Here is a 21129-nt window from a genome sequence, read left to right on the forward strand (position 1 = left end):
ATAACAAGATAAAAAGTATAAAAAGGACACACTATGGAACTGTTTGATGAACCGACAACCAAGACTCCAGAACAAAAACAAGCAATTTTAGACAATGTCCGTTTACCAGAAGATTGGAAAACAGCGTTAGCAGATGAATTAACGTCTGAGAATATGGACAATCTACGCGCATTTTTAAAGGAAGCCTATCAGTCCGATGATAGTATTTATCCGCCTGCACCATTGATGTTCAATGCGCTTAATCTTACGCCATTATCACAAGTCAAAGTGGTAATCTTAGGCCAAGATCCTTATCATCGTCCAGGTCAGGCTATGGGATTATCATTTTCTGTTCCTAAAGCCATTCCTAAGCCCCCATCACTAAATAACTTGCTCAAAGAAATGGCAGATGACATTGGTATTCGCCCTTCAGCGCATGGCGATTTGACATACTGGGCGCAGCAAGGCGTTCTACTGCTTAATAGCTCACTAACTGTGCGAGAAGGCGAGCCAAACAGTCATCAGAATAAAGGTTGGGAGCAGTTTACTGACGCTGTCATCGATGCCGTCAATGAACAGACAAAGCATACCGTGTTTATTTTGTGGGGTAGTAAAGCCCAGAAGAAAGGTAAGTATATCGATACCGATAAGCATTTGATTCTGACAGCGGTACATCCATCACCACTGGCGGCAAATCGTGGCGGTTTCTTTGGCACTAAACCTTTTTCTAAAACAAATGATTACTTGGTGCAGTATGGCCAAACTCCAATTGACTGGCAATTACCACAATAAATGCAAAATATACAGAATATAAGCTTAATGCCGTATCAACCCTTAAATATGCAGGCCAGCACCTTTTGGTTAGCTGAAGATGCTAAGTGGATGCAACAAGCAATTCAACTTGCTAAGCAAGGTGCTGAGCGTGGAGAGGTGCCGGTAGGTGCGGTATTGGTACATGATCAGCAAGTTATCGGCCAAGGGTTTAATCAACCTATTAGTAGCCATGATGCTACTGCTCATGCAGAGATAGTTGCATTAAGAGACGCTTGTACGCGTTTAGAAAATTATCGACTGCCGCTACAGACTATTTTATACGTCACTCTAGAGCCTTGTACGATGTGTATCGGTGCTCTAATCCATGCGCGTGTAAACAAGTTGGTGTACGCAGCGAGCGAACCGCGTGCTGGGATGGTTGGTAGTCAAATGGACTTATCATTACAACCTTTCTACAACCATAGTATACAGGCGTATAGTGGACTATGCAGCGAGCATAGTAGTCAAATACTAAAGACATTTTTTCGTGAGCGTAGGCAAGCGGCGAAAAAGAATAAGGCCACTATGTAAACTCAAAATACTAATAAACAAGATATCAGTCTTGGTGCTAGTGGTCACGATGATTTTTTGCTATAATATTGCCCTATTTGATAGCACCCATCTTAATAGGCTATTAAAGACTTAACATACGAATAAATATCGTTTTATTAATGACATACGATAAGCGATATAAGTAACGCATATTATTGAGTAAGTATTATGACTAGTTCTACACCTGATAATGTTTTACTCAATACAGAGAATAGCCACACCTCATCAGTGCGCTATCCTGTTGTTTGTATCGATGGTCCCAGTGGCGCTGGTAAAGGTACGGTCACATGGCGTCTAGCACAAGTGTTAGGCTATCAGTTGTTAGACTCTGGTGCGCTTTATAGGATTGTTGGGTTAAAAGCCTTTGAAGCGGGTTTAATCAGCGCAGATGCTAGCCAACCAATTGATGAAAATGCTGTATTAGCATTGACTGAAAGCTTAGAGATAGCGTTTGTACCAAACAATGACTCAGGGCGTGTAGATATCATTGTTAATGGACAAGCAGTAGGTGAGCAAGTACGCAATGAAACGGTTGGAGGCTATGCATCACAGATAGCGGTCTTTCCACAGGTTCGCCAAGCGTTGCTAAAGCTACAACAAGATATGGCCACTCGTTCAGGTTTGGTTGCTGATGGTCGCGATATGGGTACGGTCGTTTTTCCAGATGCTGATGTTAAGGTGTTTTTGACGGCTAGTGCTGAAGCACGTGCAGAGCGCCGTGTGACTCAGTTGTTAGACGCTGGTCAGACAGCAGATTTTGAGGCGATTTTAGCGACAATAAAAGAGCGTGATGACCGTGATGAAAATCGTAGTACAGCGCCATCTAAGCCTGCGGCAGATGCATTATTACTTGATAGTTCAGCGCTGAATGCTGATGCAGTATATGAGCAAGTCAAAAAGCATTGCCAAGATAAAGGTGTGTTTTTCACTAGTTAGTCATTTAATAGCTAGTAAAAACAACATACTAAGTACTAAAAAGTTTCCTATTAATCATTGTTTTAGTATAAAATAATACGGTTAAGTTAAATTTTATTAAAGCAGTAAGAAAAACTTAGTTTATTCAAGATATTGCATTCGATATAAGACAGTTGTTGTTAGTCAGTTTTAATTACGATGAGCTCGCTATCAACAAACGTTTTTTTATATGATTGCATGGGATATAAAACCAGTATTTCGTTCTATACAATCATAAATTTGATCCGTACTGTGCTGGACAGGATACGGCTATACAAAGGTAGACATAATGGAATCATTTGCTGAACTATTTGAAGCGAGCATTGAAGAGCAGGGCCTAGATATCGAGCGTGGCTCGGTTATTACAGGTGCTGTTGTGGCCATCGATAGCGATTGGATCACAGTAGATACTGGTCTTAAATCTGAAGGTATCGTCGCTCGTGAAGAGTTTTTAAGCGAAGAAGGCGAACTTGAAGTTGAAGTTGGCGATAGCGTTGATGTCGTAGTTGAAGCGGTTGATAACGGCATGGGTCAAACCTTGCTGTCACGTGAGAAAGCTAAACGTGTTGAAACTTGGAACTTCCTTGAAAAAATCGCTGATAACGATGAAATCGTTAAAGGTATTATCTCAAGCAAAGTTAAAGGCGGTTTCACTGTAGATATCGGTTCAGTACGCGCGTTCTTACCAGGTTCATTGGTAGATGTACGTCCTATCCGTGATACAACGCATCTTGAAGGCAAAGAGCTAGAATTCAAAGTCATCAAACTTGACCAGAAACGCAACAACGTTGTTGTTAGCCGTCGTGCGGTTATGGAAGCTGAAAACTCAGCTGAGCGCGAAGAGCTATTGAACAAGCTTGAAGAAGGCATCGAGATCGAAGGTATCGTTAAGAACCTTACTGATTACGGTGCGTTCGTTGATCTAGGTGGTATCGATGGTCTATTGCACATCACTGACATGGCATGGCGCCGTATCAAGCACCCATCTGAAGTTGTTGAAGTTGGCCAAGACCTAAAAGTTAAAGTATTGAAGTTTGACCGTGAACGCAACCGCGTTAGCCTAGGTCTAAAACAACTTGGTACTGATCCTTGGGATAACGTTGGCGGCACTTACCCAGTAGGTAGTGTTGTAAAAGCTCGCGTAACCAACTTGACTGACTATGGTTGTTTCGCTGAGATTTCTGAAGGTATCGAAGGTCTAGTACACGTATCAGAAATGGATCATACCAACAAAAACATCCACCCATCTAAAGTGGTTCAAGTGGGCGATGAAGTTGAAGTAATGATTCTTGATATCGATGAAGAACGTCGTCGTATCAGCTTAGGTATCAAACAAACTCTAGCTAACCCATGGGATGAGTTTGATAAGAAACATGAGCGCGGTGATAAAATCACTGGTACTATCAAATCAATCACTGACTTCGGTATCTTTATCGGTCTAGACGGTGGTATTGATGGTCTTGTTCATCTATCTGATATCTCTTGGAACGAAACTGGCGAAGATGCTATCCGTAACTACAACAAAGGTGACACCGTTGAAGCAATGGTATTGTCTGTAGATGCAGAAGCCAACCGTATCAGCCTAGGCGTTAAGCAGTTAAGCTCTGATCCATTCAACGAATACCTAGTCAACAATGACCGTGGTGCTATCGTTAATGGTAAAGTAAAAGAAGTAGACGCTAAAGGCGCTACTATCGAACTTGCTGACGAAGTTGAAGCTTATCTACGTGCTTCTGAAATCCAACGTGACCGCGTTGAAGATGCAACTAAGCATCTGACTGTTGGTGATGACGTTGAAGCGAAAATCATCAGTGTTGATCGTAAAACACGCAACATCAACTTGTCTATCAAAGCGAAAGACGAAGCTGAAGAGCGTCAAGCGATTAAAGATCTTGGTAGCACGAACACTACTGCTGCTCCAGGTTCTGATGCACAGCCAAAAACTATTGGTGATTTGATCAAAGAGCAAATGCAGTAAGCTGCAAACTATTGATATAAAAGTAATATAAAAAAAGCGACTTCGGTCGCTTTTTTTTATGATTAGATTTTATTAACACAGTTAGTAATAGAGGTTTTTAGCCAAATGGGCAAACTCTTATTCCCATTTACGCTAATATCCGCTATCATTTGCACCATTGAGTAACGAGATGATAGTTATAAGCTTTTTATAGTCATAATACGATTCTGAATGTTAGTTTTCAAAGATTCAGTATATATAGTTTAATTATCCAAACGCATTTACGTACTATAGAGCGTTGACTTATCATCAGCTTATCCATCAATCAATAAGGCAAGCGTAATAATGCAGCAAGCGATTAACAAATCCGAATTTATTAGTAATTTGAGTGCAAACTGTGACAACATGGCAGATACCGTGGTTGATGACGCAGTGCGTGAAATCTTAAACTTGATGACCCATACTTTAGCCAATGATGGCCGAGTCGAAGTTCGCGGATTCGGTAGTTTTTGTCTACATCATCGCCGTGCCCGTATGGGACGTAATCCTAAGACAGGTGAAAGCGTACCTGTACCGGCTAAAGCGATTCCGCATTTTAAGCCAGGTAAGGCTCTACGCGAAGCAGTAAATGATACGGTAGCAAACAGTTAGTTAAATCAGCACTGACTATCGAACCGTCAAAATTTATCATTCCAAACAGAGGTAACTGTCTCATGCGCTTTCTACTATTTGTATTGCTGTTTTTGAGCTTTGCCTATTCACTTGGTTTGGTATTGGCAAATAATACTGAGGTCGGAGTCAATCTGCTGTTTTCACAAGCGCCTACGATGAATCTAGGGTTGCTACTTATTTTGTGTTTGATGCTAGGTATTGTTATTGGTATTTTACTGGCATTGCTTATCTTTCGTGTGCTGCAAAATAAGTGGGAAATCTCACGTCTGCAAAAAGCAAACGCAAATCTACAAGAGCAATTGACTCAAGCCAATACAGTTATCGATCGTCAAGCAAGCGCGCCGACAGTAGATGAAGCTGTTTATGGTGCTTCTGCTACCAATGTGCAAAGTACTGACGCAACTAGCCTAACTGAAGGCTCTACTCTGTCTAAGCGTAGACGAGATTAAGTCGTTAAGTGATTTTTTATGTGATCTGCTAGGTGATAGCTTAACGATCGCAGTACTGACCTCAAATACAATACTTTGATAACTTCAAAATATATGGTAAAACCATGAATAATGTAATTAACTCTCCAGTTATCGTCGCTCTAGACAATATGACGGTAGAGGCTTCTTTAGCGTTAGCTGACCAGTTAGATCCAACCCAATGTCGATTGAAAGTCGGTAAAGAGCTGTTTACGCGTTGTGGCCCTGATATCATCAAGGCATTACATCAACGTGATTTTGAAGTGTTCTTAGACTTAAAATTCCATGACATTCCTAATACTACTGCTCAAGCAGTATTGGCTGCCGCTGAACTTGGTGTATGGATGGTGAATGTCCATGCAAGCGCAGGTCTAGAGGCCATGTCGTTGGCGAAACAGCGCTTGCTAGATAGAGATCTTGATACCTTGCTCATCGCAGTTACCGTATTGACCTCTATGGATAGTGAAGCGTTGATGCAAACAGGCATCACTGATAGCTTAGATACCCAAGTGAGCCGACTAGCACAACTGACTAAGCAAGCTGGTCTCGATGGCGTGGTTTGCTCGGCTCAAGAAGCAAAGGCACTTAAAGCATTATGTGGTCAAGACTTTAAACTGGTGACGCCTGGTATTCGCCTAGCTGAAGACAATGCAGATGATCAAAAACGTATCTGTACACCAAGTCAGGCATTAATAGACGGTTCTGATTATTTAGTCATTGGTCGTTCGATCACTCAAGCTTCAGACCCTGCTGCTAAACTACAGACAATACTTCAAAGTATTTAAGTTTGAATAGATGTTAAGAAAAAGAGACAGCCTAAATGGCTGTCTTTTTACTTTTTGATGGTATAGAAAAAGCTGCTACACTACTTAAATTTATTCTTACAACCTTTCTAAAATATAATAACTATATTGACAACGCTCATGTAGCTAAATATCAGTAGTACTGCTATGAGCGTTTATCGCTAATTAGATTTTTAATAATAACGCCACTAAGTGATGTTGGATAATATGAAATTACAGATATTGAGTGACTTACATATTGATAGTTATGCACGTCAATCGCACCCCGTTGGACATATTCCTAAAACCGATGCAGATTTAGTATTAGTAGCAGGGGATACTGCTAATAGCGATAAAGGTATGCCGTGGCTGCAAGAACAAGCGGCGCGCTTAGAAGTTCCCCTGATTACTATCGCTGGTAATCATGAATACTTTGATGAAGATGTGTTGAGCTTTGACCATAAACTGGCAACTTGGGATAATTATGATGCTGCGTCTAAAAAAGGTATTCGCGTATTACAATGTCAGCATATCGATATTGGTGATATACGCCTTTTAGGTTGTACGCTTTGGACTGATTATCAGTATCATGCCAATGAAGACACTATGGCCGCTGCTCGTCATTTTATGCGTGACTACAAGCAAATCTATGCAGGCAATGAATTGTTTTCACCTGAAGTATCTATGCAGATTCATGCCAAGCATCGTCAATGGCTACAGCAAGCATTGATTGAATCTCATAAACTTGGTAAAAAAACAGTAGTCATGAGTCATCACAGCGTCAGTGCACTATCGGTATCTGAAAAATATGCCAATCTACCGAGTAATGCGGCTTTCGTCAGTGACTTGTCAGGATGGATGCACGAAGATTGGGCTCCGATGCTATGGGTACACGGACATACTCATGAAGCATTTGATTATAAAATTGGTAATACGCGAGTGATTGTCAATCCACGAGCCTATCCTAATGAGGTCAGTAGTACCGCATTAGAGTTCGCGTGGGACAAAGTCATTGATATTGACTAGGACCGTGTGTAAATATCTTGTAAATCTTCATTTATTGTAGGCATAGACTCTTTTGAATAAAGCATTTTTTTAAAAAAGTGCAGAGTATTTATAAGATATATTGCAACTAGATTTGTCTGTGGTTCATTCCTGATAAGAAATCTGCTAGGCTTGCTGTCATGAGTAAATATCTGAATAATACCCTGTCCAAAATATCTGCTGACAAGCTTGCGAGTCACACACCAAGCGCGCCTGCACCTTCGCACCTACCAGATAGTATGATTTCCTCCGTTAGCCTATTGCCTGAAAATAAGCGGCTGATTCTATTTACTAGGCACTCTTTACGCGAGCGTTCTGATGGTAATGGCTTTGCTAGCTATCAGCTATCGTTGACTCCTAAAGGCCGTATACTGGCAAAGTCTTGGGGTCGTTGGTTATCAGGTCATCTACCATATTCGCTCGACGTCGATAGTATCTCCAGCCCGATTGGGCGTTGTATTGATACCGCGCAGTTGATGCAAGAGGGAGCTGGACTAAAACGTGATATTGCACATCAGTCGCTGTTGGTTGAGCCTGGCAGTCTCGTCACTGAGCCTGAAATAGCCAACCCTGTGTTCAAAGAAATTGGCGTGCTGAACTTTATCAATCGCTTTTTGCAAGGCAATCTCGAAGGGACCAAAAACACCTATCAAGGCGGTTTGGATATTCTGTCGCTTTTTTATCAGAATCAGCCGCAGCATGGCCATCTGATGCTCGCTGTGAGTCATGATACGTTGCTATCTGCGTTCTTAGCCGTTATGTTCGATGTAGTAGAGATTGATTGGAATGATTGGCCAAAGATGATGGAAGGCGTGTTCTTATGGTTTGATGATAAGCCATTTGATCAAGCAAGCGCGCATTTTATTTGGAGGGGTCAGGTATATACCCGGCCGATCAGTTCATTATTAGACGGCTACCGTGCAGCTGGTTACCATCCTAGCAAGTTGCTATTGCCGCCAGAAGTGCAGTGGAATTGATGTTTTGTTCAAACATTGAATGAGTTGATATAGCAACTATTCGTTGAATACGTTTTGAATAGGCATAAAAAAACCTTGCCACGGTATTAGAACCAGTGACAAGGTTTTAGTCATTACGCTATAAAAGCGAAATGCGGTCTAACCAATACAAATCTTAAGCTTGTAGGCCTTTGATTGTTTTGTTTAGGCGGCTCTTACGACGAGCAGCTTTATTCTTATGAATAATACCTTTGTCAGCCATACGATCAAGAACTGGTACCGCTTTTTTGTAAGCTTCGGTAGCCGCGTCATAATCTTTAGCTGCGATAGCCGCATCAACACGTTTTAAGTAAGTACGAACCATAGAGCGTTGTGACGCAGAGTTCTGACGACGTTTGGTGTTTTGACGGGCGCGTTTACGAGCTTGTGCAGTATTAGCCACGCGTATCTCCTTGATAAAGATAGATAAAAATATGAATGTTGATTGCAATAATGGGTTTAACAATCATCGGTGACGAGCAGCCGTCTCGTCAAATATGATGTCGATGTCTGATATTAAAGTATCTAATATGAATAGATCATCGTAAGCGCCAGAGCTGTTTGGAATAATTAAACAGCGTTGACGTGTAAAGCCGATTATCTTAGCAAATTATTGAACTAAGGACAATATATTTGATGATTAATGCTCAAAGAAGTTACGTAATATCATCGAATTTGGGTCATTCTAGTAACTAAATCAATAGTAAGCGCTGACAGACATAGAGGGTTGATAAAATCTCTTACAATATATCCTATATAATAGCGTCAGTTATTGAGGAATTTAGGTATGATATTCTAACGATAGGCCTTGATATAGGTATTTTCTCATCAATATAGTTCATCTAATGTTATATAAGTGGATAGGGTATGCAGCGAAAAGCAATTGTGATTGGCGCAACGGGGTTAGTAGGGCAGCATTTGGTAAAGCAACTGAGTGAGCTTTATGACACATTGATTGTGATTGCTCGTCGCCCGCCACGCTACATTAATGCCAGCATGCGTTTTTATCAAATCAATGATTTTGATAATCTCTCTGAAGTGTTTGCAAGTGTTGGTGCCGATCGAACCACGGATGCTTTTAGTTGTTTAGGTACGACAAAAAAGCAGGCTGGTAGTGATGAGGCTTTTCGCAAGGTAGATCGAGACTACAACGTAAACTTTGCTAAGTTGTGTCGTGATAAAGGGGTAGAGAATTTCTTTTTACTCTCTTCAATGAATGCAGATATTGACAGTCGTTTTTTATACAATCGAGTTAAGGCTGAGACAGAGCAGGCTATTATGGCATTAGATTTTGGCCAATTGGTCGTCTTCCGTCCGTCATTATTACTTGGTAAGCATAAAGGTCGTCCGCTTGAGAGCCTTGGTCAAAAAGCCTTTAAACTCATTTCGCCGCTCGTGTCAGAGTCACTATCGTTACATCCTATTTCTGCTAAACGCGTTGCCAGTGCTATGGCCATGAATGCTCATGATATCTACCATCGTAGTAAATATCGTACTGAACCTCAAATTAAGCATATCGACATTATCGAAAACAAACAGATGCTAGCGATGACCCGTGTCAAAAAATAAAGTACATTTTTTCTAGTGACAGTCTCAGTCTCACAACTGGAAAGCTACAGATACCGATTGTTAATTGCATTGGGACAAAATTGCATTAGAACAAGAATATAAGAGTAAAAAATACAATAACTATTAACTATTAACTATTAACTATTATCAAAGCATCAATAAGTATTGAAACACCAGTCAGTTGAATCACTAAAACAAGGAGCATGAGCAATGTCAGAATCGATACGAATGGATAGAGGGAATTTTGTCACTTGTGATCTATTGGATGCCAATCCTGAGTCTCAAGTATGCTTACCAAATATCGAAGGTAAGTCATTCCGTCAGTTTGGTGCAAAAGACAAATTCTGCGGTGAAATCGTGACGGTTAAATGCTTTGAAGACAATAGTCGTGTCAAATCTCTATTGAATAGCGATGGCAAAGACAAAGAAGGCAATGGCAAAGTATTGGTCGTTGATGGCGGCGGCTCTATGCGCTGTGCATTACTAGGCGATATGATTGCACAATCAGCTATCGACAACGGCTGGGCTGGAGTTATTGTATATGGTTGTGTCCGCGATGTTGATGACATGGCAGAGATGGATCTTGGGGTGATGGCGCTTGGTTGTATCCCGCGTAAATCGACCCGCCGTGATGAAGGTCAAACGGATATCGAAATCAGCTTCGGTGATTTGACGTTGAATTCTGGTATGTTCATTTATGCTGATAACAATGGCATTATTGCTAGCGATAAACCACTTATCAGCTGAAGTTTTAGGCTTGGCTTGATTAGCAAAAACGAAAACCTCAGCTGATAAGTTGGGGTTTTTTATTGTGTAATGACAGTTAAAGCGCAATAATCGTTGTTAACCCTCAATCGTTAATGAGTAAACTCTTAAGTGACAAACCGTTACGGCATAAGTTTTGGTAATTGCTCAAATATTCGTATAATAGCTTTCTGACTCCTTAACTTTGATCCTATTCTTTATGCCTATTACTGCTTTGACTGACGCGTTTGACCCTATTAACCAGCAGTTGTTTCCTATCCAAAATGCTGAGCGGCGTTGGCTAGCGCCTGTCCATGGTGCGGTCAGCAGTTTATGGTTGGCAAGCTTGGTGCAAACACCTATGTGGAATGTTGCCGAGCGCCTAAAAGTTGTGGTGGCACGTGACCAAAACCAACTCAATCAAATAGAGACTGAGCTGGCATTTTGTGGAGTCGATGCTTATGTGTTCCCTGACTGGGAGACACTGACTTATGATGAGCTATCTCCGCATCAAGACATCGTCAGTGAGCGTATCAATCTGTTGACGGATATGCCGAAATCGGGCGTGCTGCTTATTTCGATACAAGCCCTCATGCATCGCGTCGCACCGCCAAGCTGGTTAATTGGTCAGCATTTTGATTTAAGTGTTGGTGATCGGTTTGATATCAATACCCAACGTGGGCTTTTGGCAAAAGCAGGTTACCGAGCGGTTGAAAACGTTTTTGAGCCAGGTGAGTTTGCAGTACGTGGCAGTATCATTGATATTTTTGCCATGGGTCAGCCTTTTCCGCTACGTTTAGACTTGTTCGATGACGAAATTGAAACCATTCGATTTTTTCATCCTCAAACGCAGCGTACATTGACTGCTGATGATTTGAAGGCGATGTTAACGGGCAACGATACCAGTATGGCGAAAGAGTCATTGTCACTACTGCATAAGATGCCAGATATCTCTAAACCTATCGAACAATTTCAAATCTTGCCTGCCAAAGAGTTTCCGCTCGATGAAGGGCGTGAGACCTTCCGCACGAACTTTGCTGCGCTGTTCCCTAATACCAGCAGCCGAAAGTCTGAGCTGCACAAAGACGTAATGGCAGGAATTGCTAGTAGCGGATTAGAGTATTATCAACCGCTATTTTTTGACTTAAAAGACTGGGAGGCGGAGAGTAGTTTATTTTCCTATTTACCAAGCGATGCGTTGTTTATCACCGATGAATTAATTAATGAAAAACAAGCCGATTACTGGTCACAAATCCAGCGCCGCTACGAAGAGCGTCGCCATGACATTGATAAGCCTATCGTAGAGCCAGCAATGCTGTATCTATTATCTAACGCGCTTAACGAACAGCTAAACCAGTATCCAAGAGTAATATTAAGTGCTCGTGATGAACTGGCTACGATGAATGATGTGGGAGTGCCAGAAAGTATAGATGCCTCACAAATACCATTGCCATTGAGTGTCACTAAACAACAAGGACTGGTGACATTAAGTGCTCAAGAACCGCCACAATTAGCAGTCAATCATCAAAAATCTGAACCATTATCCGAATTGCTCGACTTCTTGGATACGCAATCAAAGACTTCGACACCCGTACTAATCGTTGCAGAAACCGCAGGCCGTCGCGAGATTCTCATTGAACTGTTCAAAGGCAAGATTGGTATCAAAGCGTATGATAGCTTTGAGGCATTTTTAGCCGCAGATAAAACCAGCGCTATTAATAATAGTCATTTACCACATGTCGGTCTGACCGTAGCGCCAATTGAGCGCGGTGTCTATGTGCCTGAACGTTTGGTGTTGATTAGTGAGACACAGCTGTTCGGTCGTCAAGTCTTACAGACGCGCCGTCGTCGCCAAAGCGGTGTGTCAGAAGAGTTCTTGGTTAAGAGCGTCACTGAAATAACAGATGGCAGTCCAGTAGTGCATATCGAGCATGGTATCGGTCGTTATAATGGCTTGATTACCTTAGATGTGGGCGATGGTGAGCAAGAATTTATCCATTTAAAATATTCTGATGACGCTAGTATCTATGTGCCAGTAGCCAATCTGCAAATGATTAGTCGTTATAGCGGCGGCGATCCAGCGTTAGCCCCGTTACATAAGATTGGTAGTGGCAAATGGGATCGAGCCAAGCAAAAAGCATTGGAGCAAATTCATGATGTCGCTGCTGAATTGCTCAATATGCAGGCAAGACGTGAGGCCAAAGTTGGCATTCATTTTAAGATAGACCCATCGCAGTATGAGCTATTTGCCAGTCAGTTTGCCTTTGAAGAAACCGCTGACCAAGCTAATGCCATTCATGCGGTAATGGAAGACATGAGACAAAACCAGCCGATGGATCGTCTTATTTGCGGTGACGTTGGTTTTGGTAAAACAGAAGTCGCGATGCGAGCCGCCTTTATTGCCGTTAGTGCTGGCTATCAGGTTGCCGTACTGGTTCCTACCACATTGCTTGCTGGTCAGCATGAAGACAACTTCCGCGATCGTTTTGCCGATTGGCCAGTTCGCATTGAAAGCTTGTCGCGCTTTGGCGGCAAAAAACATCAAGAAATGGTATTGGCTGATTTGGCTGCTGGCAAAGTGGACATTGTGATTGGTACTCATAAACTGCTACAACCAGATGTGAAATTTGCCAACCTTGGACTGATGATTGTTGATGAAGAGCATCGCTTTGGAGTGCGTCATAAAGAGCGTATCAAGGCCATTCAGACAGATGTCGATAGCATGTCTATGACGGCGACTCCGATCCCTAGAACGCTAAATATGGCGCTCTCAGGTATGCGCGATATGTCGATTATCGCCACACCGCCTGCCCGTCGTCTTGCCATCAAGACCTTTGTGATGCAAAAGACAGAAGCATTGATGAAAGAAGCCATATTGCGTGAGCTTCTGCGTGGTGGGCAGGTCTATCTTCTACATAATGATGTTGCCAGTATTGAGCGTATGGCAGAGACTATTCGTGACCTAGTGCCAGAAGCACGAGTAGGAGTAGCTCATGGGCAAATGCAAGAACGCCAACTTGAGCAGATCATGCAGCAGTTTTATCATAAAAAATTCAATGTGTTGGTTTGCTCTACCATTATCGAGACGGGCATTGATGTGCCCAATGCCAATACGATCATCATTGAGCGTGCAGATAAGTTTGGTCTTGCGCAATTACATCAGCTGCGTGGCCGAGTAGGACGTAGTCATCATCAAGCATATTGCTACTTACTAGTGCCTTCTCTGAAAGGCCTCAAAGGTGATGCCAAACGCCGTTTGCATGCGATTGAGCGCGCCAATACGTTAGGTGCAGGTTTTATGCTGGCAAGTGAAGATTTAGAGATTCGCGGTGCAGGTGAGATACTAGGCAAGCAGCAAAGTGGTAATATGCAGGCGATTGGCTTTAGCTTGTATATGGATATGCTTGAGCGTGCGACTAAAGCCATCAAAGCTGGCAAGGAGCCTGATTTAAATACACCATTGTCGTTGACCAGTGAAATCAACCTACATAGCTCTGCTCTTATTCCAGAAGAGTATCTACATGACGTGCATCAGCGCTTATTGTTCTATAAGCGTATTAGTAATACCGATGATAAAGAGGCGTTGACGGATATTCGTACGGAAATGATAGATCGCTTTGGGGCACTGCCAGATCAAACCAAGCAGCTATTCGCTATTCATGGATTACGCTTACAAGCAGAGCCGCTCAAAATCAATAAAATCGATGCCAATAGTAGTAGTATGACGCTGGAATTTGCGCCTGATACTCCAGTTGATGCGTTAGCGATTATTAAATTGATCCAATCAAATGGTCAGCATTATCGTATGAATGGCGCATCTGGCATCCGTTACCAAAATAGCGATAAACTGGCCACACCGCAACAGCGAGTGACAGTTATACAAGAACTGCTGCGCTATTTTAGCGAGCACATGGTGACAGAGCCTGCTTAGTACATAGCTGGATATCAAGTAGATTAGGTAGTCACTCCAAGACAATAAATCATGGTGCTATTTTATCAACCCGATAACTGATAAAATAGCCGAACTAATTTTTTAACCTTCTGTATTTTATTTGCATTAAACAACAAGAGAACCGTCATTATGTTCCAACTTCATCATAAACTTGCTGCTGATAGTTTTTTAGTGGGGGATTTCCCATTATCCACTTGTCGTTTAATCAATGACTGCCAATTTCCTTGGCTGATATTAGTGCCGCGTGTCTCAGGTATCAAAGAGTTATATGAATTGTCTGAGGCAGACCAAACACAGTTCTTACGAGAGTCCAGCTGGTTATCGAGCCAGTTAGCTAAAACCTTTCAAGCCGATAAAATGAATGTAGCCGCTCTTGGTAATCAAGTGCCACAGCTTCATTTTCATCACATTGTCCGTTATCAAAATGACATGCAATGGCCAAACCCAGTATGGGGAGTGCCAGCTGTTCCATATACTAAAGAAGTGTTGGCGCAAATGCAGCAAACATTGATGATGGCATTACGTGGTCATCACCAAATGCCGTTTGATTGGCAAATGTAATTATCATTCTATCCTGCATTTAATAAGAGTAGATTGAATTTAAATTCTATATGTAAAAAGAGAGGCCAGATACTTAAATGTATCTGGTCTCTCTTTTTATTTAAATTTGAATAAAAGTGTAATGGAGGGAATAAACTAGACAAAAGGTCGCCTTTTAATCATCAGTAACCTTGTTTTACCTTATTTCAAAAGTATAATATATTATTAGATATATCTTATGATAAATCGTCATAAGGGCAAATGATGCACATGTGCTAGTGTAGTATGCCTTTGTCTCTCAGATAGCTCACCTTATTTAAGTGAAACTCATATGACCTTCTCAGAGACATTCAAACCAATGACGCCGTTAAAGGACACCGGGGCATGTCGTTTTGACTATCCAGAAGTGTTCGTGTTAATACTGACGGTTGTATTGCGTGCTATATACTACGACTTCCGCTCTATCTCAATGGCACTATTGGTTATTATTACATTGCCAAGCCTCATGATCCTGATATATAACTACCGACGCCAGACCAGCTTTTGGACGTCTAATATCGTTATTATTCTATTATCGGTTGTCATCGGCTCACTACAATGCTGTACGGTGATATCAATCAGCTTGGCTGCTTTGATTGGTGTGCGTATCATTCTTAGCCGACCTGAGAATCACCTCAGACTGTTATCTGTATCTGTTGTGACGATAATTGCGTTTTTTTACGTTAGCATAGTCCTAGATGCGAATAGTATGGGCTTTGATGAAGGCTTATTACCATTGATAGTAATGGTGGCAAGTTTAGGCGTTATTTTGTATCAGTTCTGGCGTATATATCAAGAATACATTGGTTATAAGGTTTCTGCACATAAGGCAGGGGGACGCCTAAGTACAATGGTATCGGTGATCAATAAGCTAACCCGTTTTGTACCACCACAAATTTGGGAGCCTATTGTCAAATCGGATAGCCCCGTTAGTGTTTCTAATAAACGCGCGAAAATAACTATTATGTTTTCAGATATTGTCGGCTTTACCGAACTGTCTGATAGTTTAAGCTCTGACAACTTGTCAGACATTCTCAATACTTATATGCATTGCATGACGTCAATCGCTGATAAGCATGGTGCAGTGCTTGATAAGTTTATTGGTGACGGCATGGTATGTTTCTTTGGTGAACCGAATAGCCGCGGCTCGCGTCAAGATGCACTAGATTGTGTGGCGATGGCAATTGATATGCGCCGAGAAATGCGCACCTTACGTCAGAAATGGCGGTTAATGGGGTTTGAAGGCTTGTATATACGTGTTGGTATCACCACTGGCTACTGTCACGTTGGTAATTTTGGTAGTAATAGTCGATTAAGCTATACCATCATTGGCAAAGAAGCCAACCTAGCTTCTAGGCTTGAGTCCTGCGCGGGGAAAGATCAGATATTGGTCAGTGAAAGCACTTACGATTATATTTGCCATAACTATGAATGTGAGCACGTTGCCGCATTTTGCGTGAAGGGTATTGATGAAAAGGTCGATGCATGGCAAGTACTTGACCCTAGTGCCAGTACAGGTCATTTATCTAAATGGGTCGACCACACATTGCCTGGTTTCAATTTGCATTTAAATTTTAAAGATATGAAAGACAATGATTATCAAGATATTAGAGCTCGTTTAAATTTTGCGTTGGAACGCATCGAGCAAGAGGAAGAAAAAGTAGCAAAGGGCATAGCTGCAGAAAGTAAACGTGAGAATGCCAATCGCAAGTAAGCGTTTCAAGTTTAATATCTCAAATTCATATATAGAAAAAGGCCAGCTATCACATAGCTGGCCTTTTTTAATCTTAACTAGAAAGTATCATCAGCGTTTAATGGTTTTCTTTAGCGTGATTGAGGGTATATTTAGGGACTTCGATGGTCAAATCCTCGTCATCAAGCATGACCTGACAAGATAAACGTGAGTCAGGCTCTAGTCCCCAAGCACGATCAAGTAGATCCGCCTCGATATCATCCATCTCATCTAGACTGTTGAAACCCTTGCGTACTACAACATGACAAGTGGTACAAGCTTTTGACATCTCACAAGCATGCTCAATTTTAATGCCTTTTTCTAATAGTGCTTTGCATAAGTTTTCACCAGCTTGCAACTCAACTTCTGCGCCTTCAGGGCAAATTTCGTGGTGGGGTAGTACGGTAACTTTTGGCATAAATTATCTGTCCGATGCTAATCAATTTAAAAAATATTAGAAATTAGCTTAATATATTAACTAAGCTATATTTGTCGATGTATTTATTACCAGTCTTTGGCACTAGTACCGGCCATACTGGTCTTGACGCTTTGATTCATAATACGTGCAGCAAAGGCATCACTATGTGGCTTAAGCTGTGCTTGTTGCGTTTCAATAAGCGCTAAATCATTAGTGCTAAGAGAGTTACGTAACGCTTGTATATGCTCTGCTAGTGACTGTTGTTCTTCAGTAGAAAGCAACGCCGCAAATTCTTTAAGTGCCGACTCTAGGGCAAGTACTTCACGTTCCGCTTCTACTTTTGTCTCAATTAAAGAACGCGCATTTTTGTCTTCTTCTGCGTGTTTAAACCCTGCAACAAGCAACTGTTCTTTTTGCTCATCTGATAGACCATAAGAAGGCACAATCTCGATTTTGCTTTCTGTTTTGGTCGTAGTTTCTTGTGCACTGACAGTAAGCTGACCGTTGGCATCAATACTAAAGGTGACTTCAATACGAGCAAACCCAGCTTTCATTGGCGGGATACCATACAACTCAAAACGTCCAAGAGAACGACAGTTTTCTACCGTCTCACGCTCACCTTGTACCACGTGAATCACCATGCCAGTTTGACCATCTTGATAAGTAGTAAACACCTGACGTTTCTTCACAGGGATAGGCGTATTACGTGGTATCAGTACTTCAACCAAACCACCCATGGTTTCAAGACCTAATGATAATGGCGTCACATCCAATAATAATAAATTGTTGTCACTATCACCATTAACCAATTGATGAGCAGTCTGAGCAGCACCTAAAGCAACAACTTCATCTGGATTCAGACGGCAAAGTGGCTGCTTAGCAAAAAATTCAGTCACGACTTGCTGCACTGCAGGCATACGAGTCGAGCCGCCCACTAAGATAACTTCATCTAGATCTGTAGTAGACAGCTTGGCATCACGTAGGACTTGTTCGCACACGCTTAGCGTACGGCGACTGACAGGTTCTACGATAGTTAGCACATCTGTACGGCTTAATACGCCTTGATAAGACTGACCATTGACAACCACATTGATATCTACTTGTTCAGCATCAGTCAGCGCTTGCTTATAAGCTTTGGCTTGTTGAGCTAGTATTGATTTGTCATGTAGGCTTACGTCTTTTGGATCGATATTTAATTGTTTAATGATCCAATTGGTAATAAGACGATCAATATCATCGCCGCCTAGGGCGCTATTACCACCAGTTGCCAATACTTCAAAGACACCATCGGTAAGTTTTAAGATAGAGACGTCAAAAGTACCACCGCCCAAATCATAGATTAAGTAATAGCTTTCTTTTTTACTGTCTTCTGATGATTGGTCAAGCCCATAAGCGACCGCAGCGGCCGTTGGTTCATTGAGTAAACGCAGTACGTTGATACCCGCTGCTTGAGCGGCATCTTTGGTTGCTTGACGCTGTGCCTCATCAAAATAAGCTGGCACGGTAATCACGGCGCCTTCAATGCTATCTGCAGGTAAGGCACTCGCTGCACGTTGCTCAAGAGCGGCTAAGATACGCGCTGATACTGCAACAGGGGAAACCTCACCTTGAGCCGTTACAAAGGCAGGCATATCATCTTTATTACCAGATAACTCATAAGGATGAGAGAATTTGATATCAGCTTGACTACGACCCATAAAACGCTTAGCCGAGACGATCGTATTTTTTGGATCATCCGCTAAATGCGCTAGGGCATCATAGCCAACCAATGGCGTACCAGTCGCTGGATAATAGACAACAGACGGTAATAATGTATCTGTCTCTGACCCTGCCTCTAAGACTTGTGCCTTACCTGAACGCACCACAGCAACCAACGAGCGTGTAGTGCCAAGGTCAATGCCCAAGCCAAATTTATGTTGGTGAGGTTGAGCGCTTTGATTGGGTTCAGCAATTTGCATTAAAGACATAAGGATAACTCAGAAATAAAATGAATAAGTGAAATGGAGCAAATATAGCATATGTAGTACGAAAGCTTAACGTCGGTAATCTCACTCCATGGAATACAGATTCTGACAGTTTGACGCGCTTAGGCTCAAAGATTATACGGTATCACGGTCACTATTTTAACCAAATATATAGAATTTAGCTTATTAGTGAGAGCCATAACCACAGACGTTTAGACGTATAGGTCATCGTCATCTGAATGCGATGAATTTGCGACATCATCAAGCCCAGTCGTCACATCAGCATTTAGCTTAACCAAAAATTTTAGTTTCTGTGTCGCATCAATCGCTGTTTGCCAATCTTGATTTTGATAAGCGTTGCTAAAGCGTTCAGATTGATTTGCTAGACGCTCTGTAATTTGAGGATGTAATTGCTGCAAGGCTGCAAGATTTTTGTCTTCGATAGCATCATCTAGATCCATACGCATCTGCATCGCATCTTCCAAAAAGTCTAAATCTGCGATTGAATGCTCTATGTTTTGTGCTTGATCCGCCATGTCTAGTAAATAACCAGCACGACTATCAGGAGCGCTTAGCGTTTGATACGCTTGATTGATTAAAGCCGATGCTTTTTCAGACTGCAACTGTGCTTGAACCATATCGGTCTGATTTTTGGTGACATTATCAGGATGAAAGCGTTTCTGCAGCAATCGCAAACGTTGCTCTAGATTACTTTGGTTGATTTCAAATTGTACAGGCTGCTCAAATAGGGCAAAGAAGTTATCAAACTGTGGTTCTGAAGTAATATCTGTCATAATCTGATGCCTTGCTTTTTTATTTATTTTTGAAGTCACGACCTAGCTAAGAATATCTGAATCGCTTGGGTACTTAATTACATTAGCCATTTTTCATAGCTATAGCAGAGATACCGTATTATTCTTATGAAAGTTTATTGAAGCATAAATCTATCAGTTTTCAGCTATTAAACAATTAAACTGTAAACGACTCACCGCAACCACATTCACCTTTCTGGTTAGGGTTGGTGAATTTAAAGCCTTCGTTTAAACCTTCTTTTTCATAATCCATCAACAAGCCGTCTAAATATACGAGGCTTTTAGGATCAATAAAGATGCTAACGCCGCGACTTTCATAACGCGTGTCGTTTTCATCAGGGGTATCTACAAACTCTAAAACGTAAGCCAAGCCCGAACAACCCGCCGTACGGATACCAACTCGAATGCCTTCGCCTTTGCCGCGATTGTCCAAAAAGTCTCGAACATGCTGAGCGGCGCGTTCTGTCATTTCAATCATGCCAACTCCCATTGACTATTAATCATAAATATCAATAAAAAAATCTAGATAAACTGACAATCAGAATTACAAGATTGCCAAAACAATAGGCTTACAACTATTAGAAAACAAAAGGTGACAATTACATAAGTGTCATTGTCACCTCTTTAGCGTCAGTAGCGATTACACATTGCTACTTTAGCGTTGCTAGTACAACGTAGCGCATACGCTAGCAGGCTTAGCCTAGCTTAACTTAGATCGCAGCTTCTTCTGCTGGAGCGGCTACGCCATGTTTACCTTTATAGTCGCTAATAGCGGCTTTAATAGCGTCTTCTGCAAGTACAGAGCAATGCACTTTTACTGGTGGTAATGCTAGCTCTTGAGCGATATCGTTGTTTTTGATTTCGCCAGCTTGATCCAAGCTTTTGCCTTTTAGCCACTCAGTAACAAGCGAGCTTGAAGCGATCGCTGAACCGCAGCCATAAGTCTTGAAACGTGCATCTTCGATAATACCATTATCGTCGACTTGGATTTGTAGACGCATTACATCGCCACATGCTGGGGCACCGACCATGCCGGTACCAACGTTCTTGGCGTTTTTGTCAAGATTACCAACGTTGCGTGGGTTTTCGTAATGATCAATAACTTGGTCACTATAGGCCATGGGGTTTTCTCCTAGTTAGATGA

General features: G+C 41.8%; 20 protein-coding genes. 14 read left to right on the forward strand and 6 right to left on the reverse strand.

Translation table 11 applies throughout. From position 1 onward, the window contains the following. Window positions 1-33 precede the first annotated feature (33 nt). The 9 genes from ACQKCP_RS00825 (at window position 34) to ACQKCP_RS00865 (ending at window position 8197) form a co-directional block, all read left to right on the forward strand. Window positions 34-771 (forward strand): uracil-DNA glycosylase, encoded by a 738-nt coding sequence (locus ACQKCP_RS00825; protein ID WP_201605546.1) that lies wholly within the window; start codon window positions 34-36, stop codon window positions 769-771. 27 nt (window positions 772-798) lie between these two features. Continuing rightward, complete coding sequence (gene tadA / locus ACQKCP_RS00830) at window positions 799-1323, forward strand: tRNA adenosine(34) deaminase TadA (RefSeq protein ID WP_427610928.1); 525 nt, start codon at window positions 799-801, stop codon at window positions 1321-1323. A gap of 189 nt (window positions 1324-1512) precedes the next feature. After that, entirely contained in the window at window positions 1513-2280 is a 768-nt protein-coding gene (gene cmk / locus ACQKCP_RS00835) for a (d)CMP kinase (RefSeq protein WP_427610929.1), read from the forward strand. A gap of 307 nt (window positions 2281-2587) precedes the next feature. After that, window positions 2588-4276 (forward strand): 30S ribosomal protein S1, encoded by a 1689-nt coding sequence (rpsA, locus tag ACQKCP_RS00840; RefSeq protein WP_057759193.1) that lies wholly within the window; start codon window positions 2588-2590, stop codon window positions 4274-4276. Window positions 4277-4600: 324 nt separating this feature from the next. Then, the gene (locus ACQKCP_RS00845) at window positions 4601-4906 is read left to right on the forward strand and encodes an integration host factor subunit beta (RefSeq protein WP_101206143.1); all 306 of its coding nucleotides are present in this window, start codon (window positions 4601-4603) and stop codon (window positions 4904-4906) included. Window positions 4907-4968: 62 nt separating this feature from the next. Further along, window positions 4969-5376, forward strand: a complete 408-nt coding sequence (locus tag ACQKCP_RS00850; protein WP_427610930.1) for a lipopolysaccharide assembly protein LapA domain-containing protein — start codon at window positions 4969-4971, stop codon at window positions 5374-5376. Window positions 5377-5480: 104 nt separating this feature from the next. Further along, window positions 5481-6179 (forward strand): orotidine-5'-phosphate decarboxylase, encoded by a 699-nt coding sequence (pyrF, locus tag ACQKCP_RS00855; RefSeq protein ID WP_427610931.1) that lies wholly within the window; start codon window positions 5481-5483, stop codon window positions 6177-6179. Between the two features lie 225 nt (window positions 6180-6404). Continuing rightward, entirely contained in the window at window positions 6405-7202 is a 798-nt protein-coding gene (locus ACQKCP_RS00860) for a metallophosphoesterase (RefSeq protein ID WP_427610932.1), read from the forward strand. A gap of 158 nt (window positions 7203-7360) precedes the next feature. Continuing rightward, window positions 7361-8197, forward strand: coding sequence for a histidine phosphatase family protein (locus tag ACQKCP_RS00865; RefSeq protein WP_427610933.1), 837 nt, complete (start codon window positions 7361-7363; stop codon window positions 8195-8197). Between the two features lie 154 nt (window positions 8198-8351). Here ACQKCP_RS00865 and rpsT read toward each other — a convergent pair whose 3' ends face one another. Next, window positions 8352-8618 (reverse strand): 30S ribosomal protein S20, encoded by a 267-nt coding sequence (rpsT, locus tag ACQKCP_RS00870; RefSeq protein WP_010200097.1) that lies wholly within the window; start codon window positions 8616-8618, stop codon window positions 8352-8354. A gap of 464 nt (window positions 8619-9082) precedes the next feature. Here rpsT and ACQKCP_RS00875 point away from each other — a divergent pair, with 464 nt between their 5' ends. The 5 genes from ACQKCP_RS00875 to ACQKCP_RS00895 all read left to right on the forward strand — a co-directional run bounded on the left by ACQKCP_RS00875 (window position 9083) and on the right by ACQKCP_RS00895 (window position 16773). Continuing rightward, the gene (locus tag ACQKCP_RS00875; RefSeq protein ID WP_427610934.1) at window positions 9083-9784 is read left to right on the forward strand and encodes an NAD-dependent epimerase/dehydratase family protein; all 702 of its coding nucleotides are present in this window, start codon (window positions 9083-9085) and stop codon (window positions 9782-9784) included. Between the two features lie 210 nt (window positions 9785-9994). Further along, the gene (rraA, locus tag ACQKCP_RS00880; RefSeq protein ID WP_427610935.1) at window positions 9995-10531 is read left to right on the forward strand and encodes a ribonuclease E activity regulator RraA; all 537 of its coding nucleotides are present in this window, start codon (window positions 9995-9997) and stop codon (window positions 10529-10531) included. A 217-nt stretch (window positions 10532-10748) separates the two neighbouring features. After that, the gene (gene mfd / locus ACQKCP_RS00885) at window positions 10749-14459 is read left to right on the forward strand and encodes a transcription-repair coupling factor (RefSeq protein ID WP_427610936.1); all 3711 of its coding nucleotides are present in this window, start codon (window positions 10749-10751) and stop codon (window positions 14457-14459) included. A gap of 150 nt (window positions 14460-14609) precedes the next feature. Next, entirely contained in the window at window positions 14610-15041 is a 432-nt protein-coding gene (locus tag ACQKCP_RS00890) for an HIT domain-containing protein (protein WP_057759208.1), read from the forward strand. A gap of 310 nt (window positions 15042-15351) precedes the next feature. Beyond that, window positions 15352-16773, forward strand: a complete 1422-nt coding sequence (locus ACQKCP_RS00895; protein WP_427610937.1) for an adenylate/guanylate cyclase domain-containing protein — start codon at window positions 15352-15354, stop codon at window positions 16771-16773. A gap of 97 nt (window positions 16774-16870) precedes the next feature. On the opposite strand, the gene fdx is transcribed toward ACQKCP_RS00895, so the two are convergent. The 5 genes from fdx to iscU all read right to left on the reverse strand — a co-directional run bounded on the left by fdx (window position 16871) and on the right by iscU (window position 21106). Beyond that, a complete protein-coding gene (gene fdx, locus ACQKCP_RS00900; RefSeq protein WP_101206134.1) occupies window positions 16871-17209 on the reverse strand; it encodes an ISC system 2Fe-2S type ferredoxin in 339 nt (112 codons plus the stop codon). Between the two features lie 86 nt (window positions 17210-17295). Next, a complete protein-coding gene (gene hscA, locus ACQKCP_RS00905; RefSeq protein ID WP_427610938.1) occupies window positions 17296-19176 on the reverse strand; it encodes a Fe-S protein assembly chaperone HscA in 1881 nt (626 codons plus the stop codon). 209 nt (window positions 19177-19385) lie between these two features. After that, the gene (hscB, locus tag ACQKCP_RS00910; protein WP_427610939.1) at window positions 19386-19967 is read right to left on the reverse strand and encodes a Fe-S protein assembly co-chaperone HscB; all 582 of its coding nucleotides are present in this window, start codon (window positions 19965-19967) and stop codon (window positions 19386-19388) included. Window positions 19968-20142: 175 nt separating this feature from the next. Beyond that, a complete protein-coding gene (gene iscA / locus ACQKCP_RS00915) occupies window positions 20143-20463 on the reverse strand; it encodes an iron-sulfur cluster assembly protein IscA (RefSeq protein WP_021814983.1) in 321 nt (106 codons plus the stop codon). Window positions 20464-20695: 232 nt separating this feature from the next. After that, window positions 20696-21106, reverse strand: a complete 411-nt coding sequence (gene iscU / locus ACQKCP_RS00920) for a Fe-S cluster assembly scaffold IscU (protein ID WP_057759218.1) — start codon at window positions 21104-21106, stop codon at window positions 20696-20698. Window positions 21107-21129 lie beyond the last annotated feature (23 nt).

The organism is Psychrobacter sp. NPDC078631 (genome assembly GCF_050268165.1).
Classification (GTDB): domain Bacteria; phylum Pseudomonadota; class Gammaproteobacteria; order Pseudomonadales; family Moraxellaceae; genus Psychrobacter.

What these genes read in the sequence shown, in the direction of transcription:
- ACQKCP_RS00825 (WP_201605546.1), top strand. Translation starts at nt 34, where the DNA reads ATGGAACTGTTTGATGAACCGACAACCAAGACTCCAGAACAAAAACAA.
- tadA (WP_427610928.1), top strand. Translation starts at nt 799, where the DNA reads ATGCCGTATCAACCCTTAAATATGCAGGCCAGCACCTTTTGGTTAGCT.
- cmk (WP_427610929.1), top strand. Translation starts at nt 1,513, where the DNA reads ATGACTAGTTCTACACCTGATAATGTTTTACTCAATACAGAGAATAGC.
- rpsA (WP_057759193.1), top strand. Translation starts at nt 2,588, where the DNA reads ATGGAATCATTTGCTGAACTATTTGAAGCGAGCATTGAAGAGCAGGGC.
- ACQKCP_RS00845 (WP_101206143.1), top strand. Translation starts at nt 4,601, where the DNA reads ATGCAGCAAGCGATTAACAAATCCGAATTTATTAGTAATTTGAGTGCA.
- ACQKCP_RS00850 (WP_427610930.1), top strand. Translation starts at nt 4,969, where the DNA reads ATGCGCTTTCTACTATTTGTATTGCTGTTTTTGAGCTTTGCCTATTCA.
- pyrF (WP_427610931.1), top strand. Translation starts at nt 5,481, where the DNA reads ATGAATAATGTAATTAACTCTCCAGTTATCGTCGCTCTAGACAATATG.
- ACQKCP_RS00860 (WP_427610932.1), top strand. Translation starts at nt 6,405, where the DNA reads ATGAAATTACAGATATTGAGTGACTTACATATTGATAGTTATGCACGT.
- ACQKCP_RS00865 (WP_427610933.1), top strand. Translation starts at nt 7,361, where the DNA reads ATGAGTAAATATCTGAATAATACCCTGTCCAAAATATCTGCTGACAAG.
- ACQKCP_RS00875 (WP_427610934.1), top strand. Translation starts at nt 9,083, where the DNA reads ATGCAGCGAAAAGCAATTGTGATTGGCGCAACGGGGTTAGTAGGGCAG.
- rraA (WP_427610935.1), top strand. Translation starts at nt 9,995, where the DNA reads ATGTCAGAATCGATACGAATGGATAGAGGGAATTTTGTCACTTGTGAT.
- mfd (WP_427610936.1), top strand. Translation starts at nt 10,749, where the DNA reads ATGCCTATTACTGCTTTGACTGACGCGTTTGACCCTATTAACCAGCAG.
- ACQKCP_RS00890 (WP_057759208.1), top strand. Translation starts at nt 14,610, where the DNA reads ATGTTCCAACTTCATCATAAACTTGCTGCTGATAGTTTTTTAGTGGGG.
- ACQKCP_RS00895 (WP_427610937.1), top strand. Translation starts at nt 15,352, where the DNA reads ATGACCTTCTCAGAGACATTCAAACCAATGACGCCGTTAAAGGACACC.
- fdx (WP_101206134.1), bottom strand. Translation starts at nt 17,209, where the DNA reads ATGCCAAAAGTTACCGTACTACCCCACCACGAAATTTGCCCTGAAGGC.
- hscA (WP_427610938.1), bottom strand. Translation starts at nt 19,176, where the DNA reads ATGTCTTTAATGCAAATTGCTGAACCCAATCAAAGCGCTCAACCTCAC.
- hscB (WP_427610939.1), bottom strand. Translation starts at nt 19,967, where the DNA reads ATGACAGATATTACTTCAGAACCACAGTTTGATAACTTCTTTGCCCTA.
- iscA (WP_021814983.1), bottom strand. Translation starts at nt 20,463, where the DNA reads ATGATTGAAATGACAGAACGCGCCGCTCAGCATGTTCGAGACTTTTTG.
- iscU (WP_057759218.1), bottom strand. Translation starts at nt 21,106, where the DNA reads ATGGCCTATAGTGACCAAGTTATTGATCATTACGAAAACCCACGCAAC.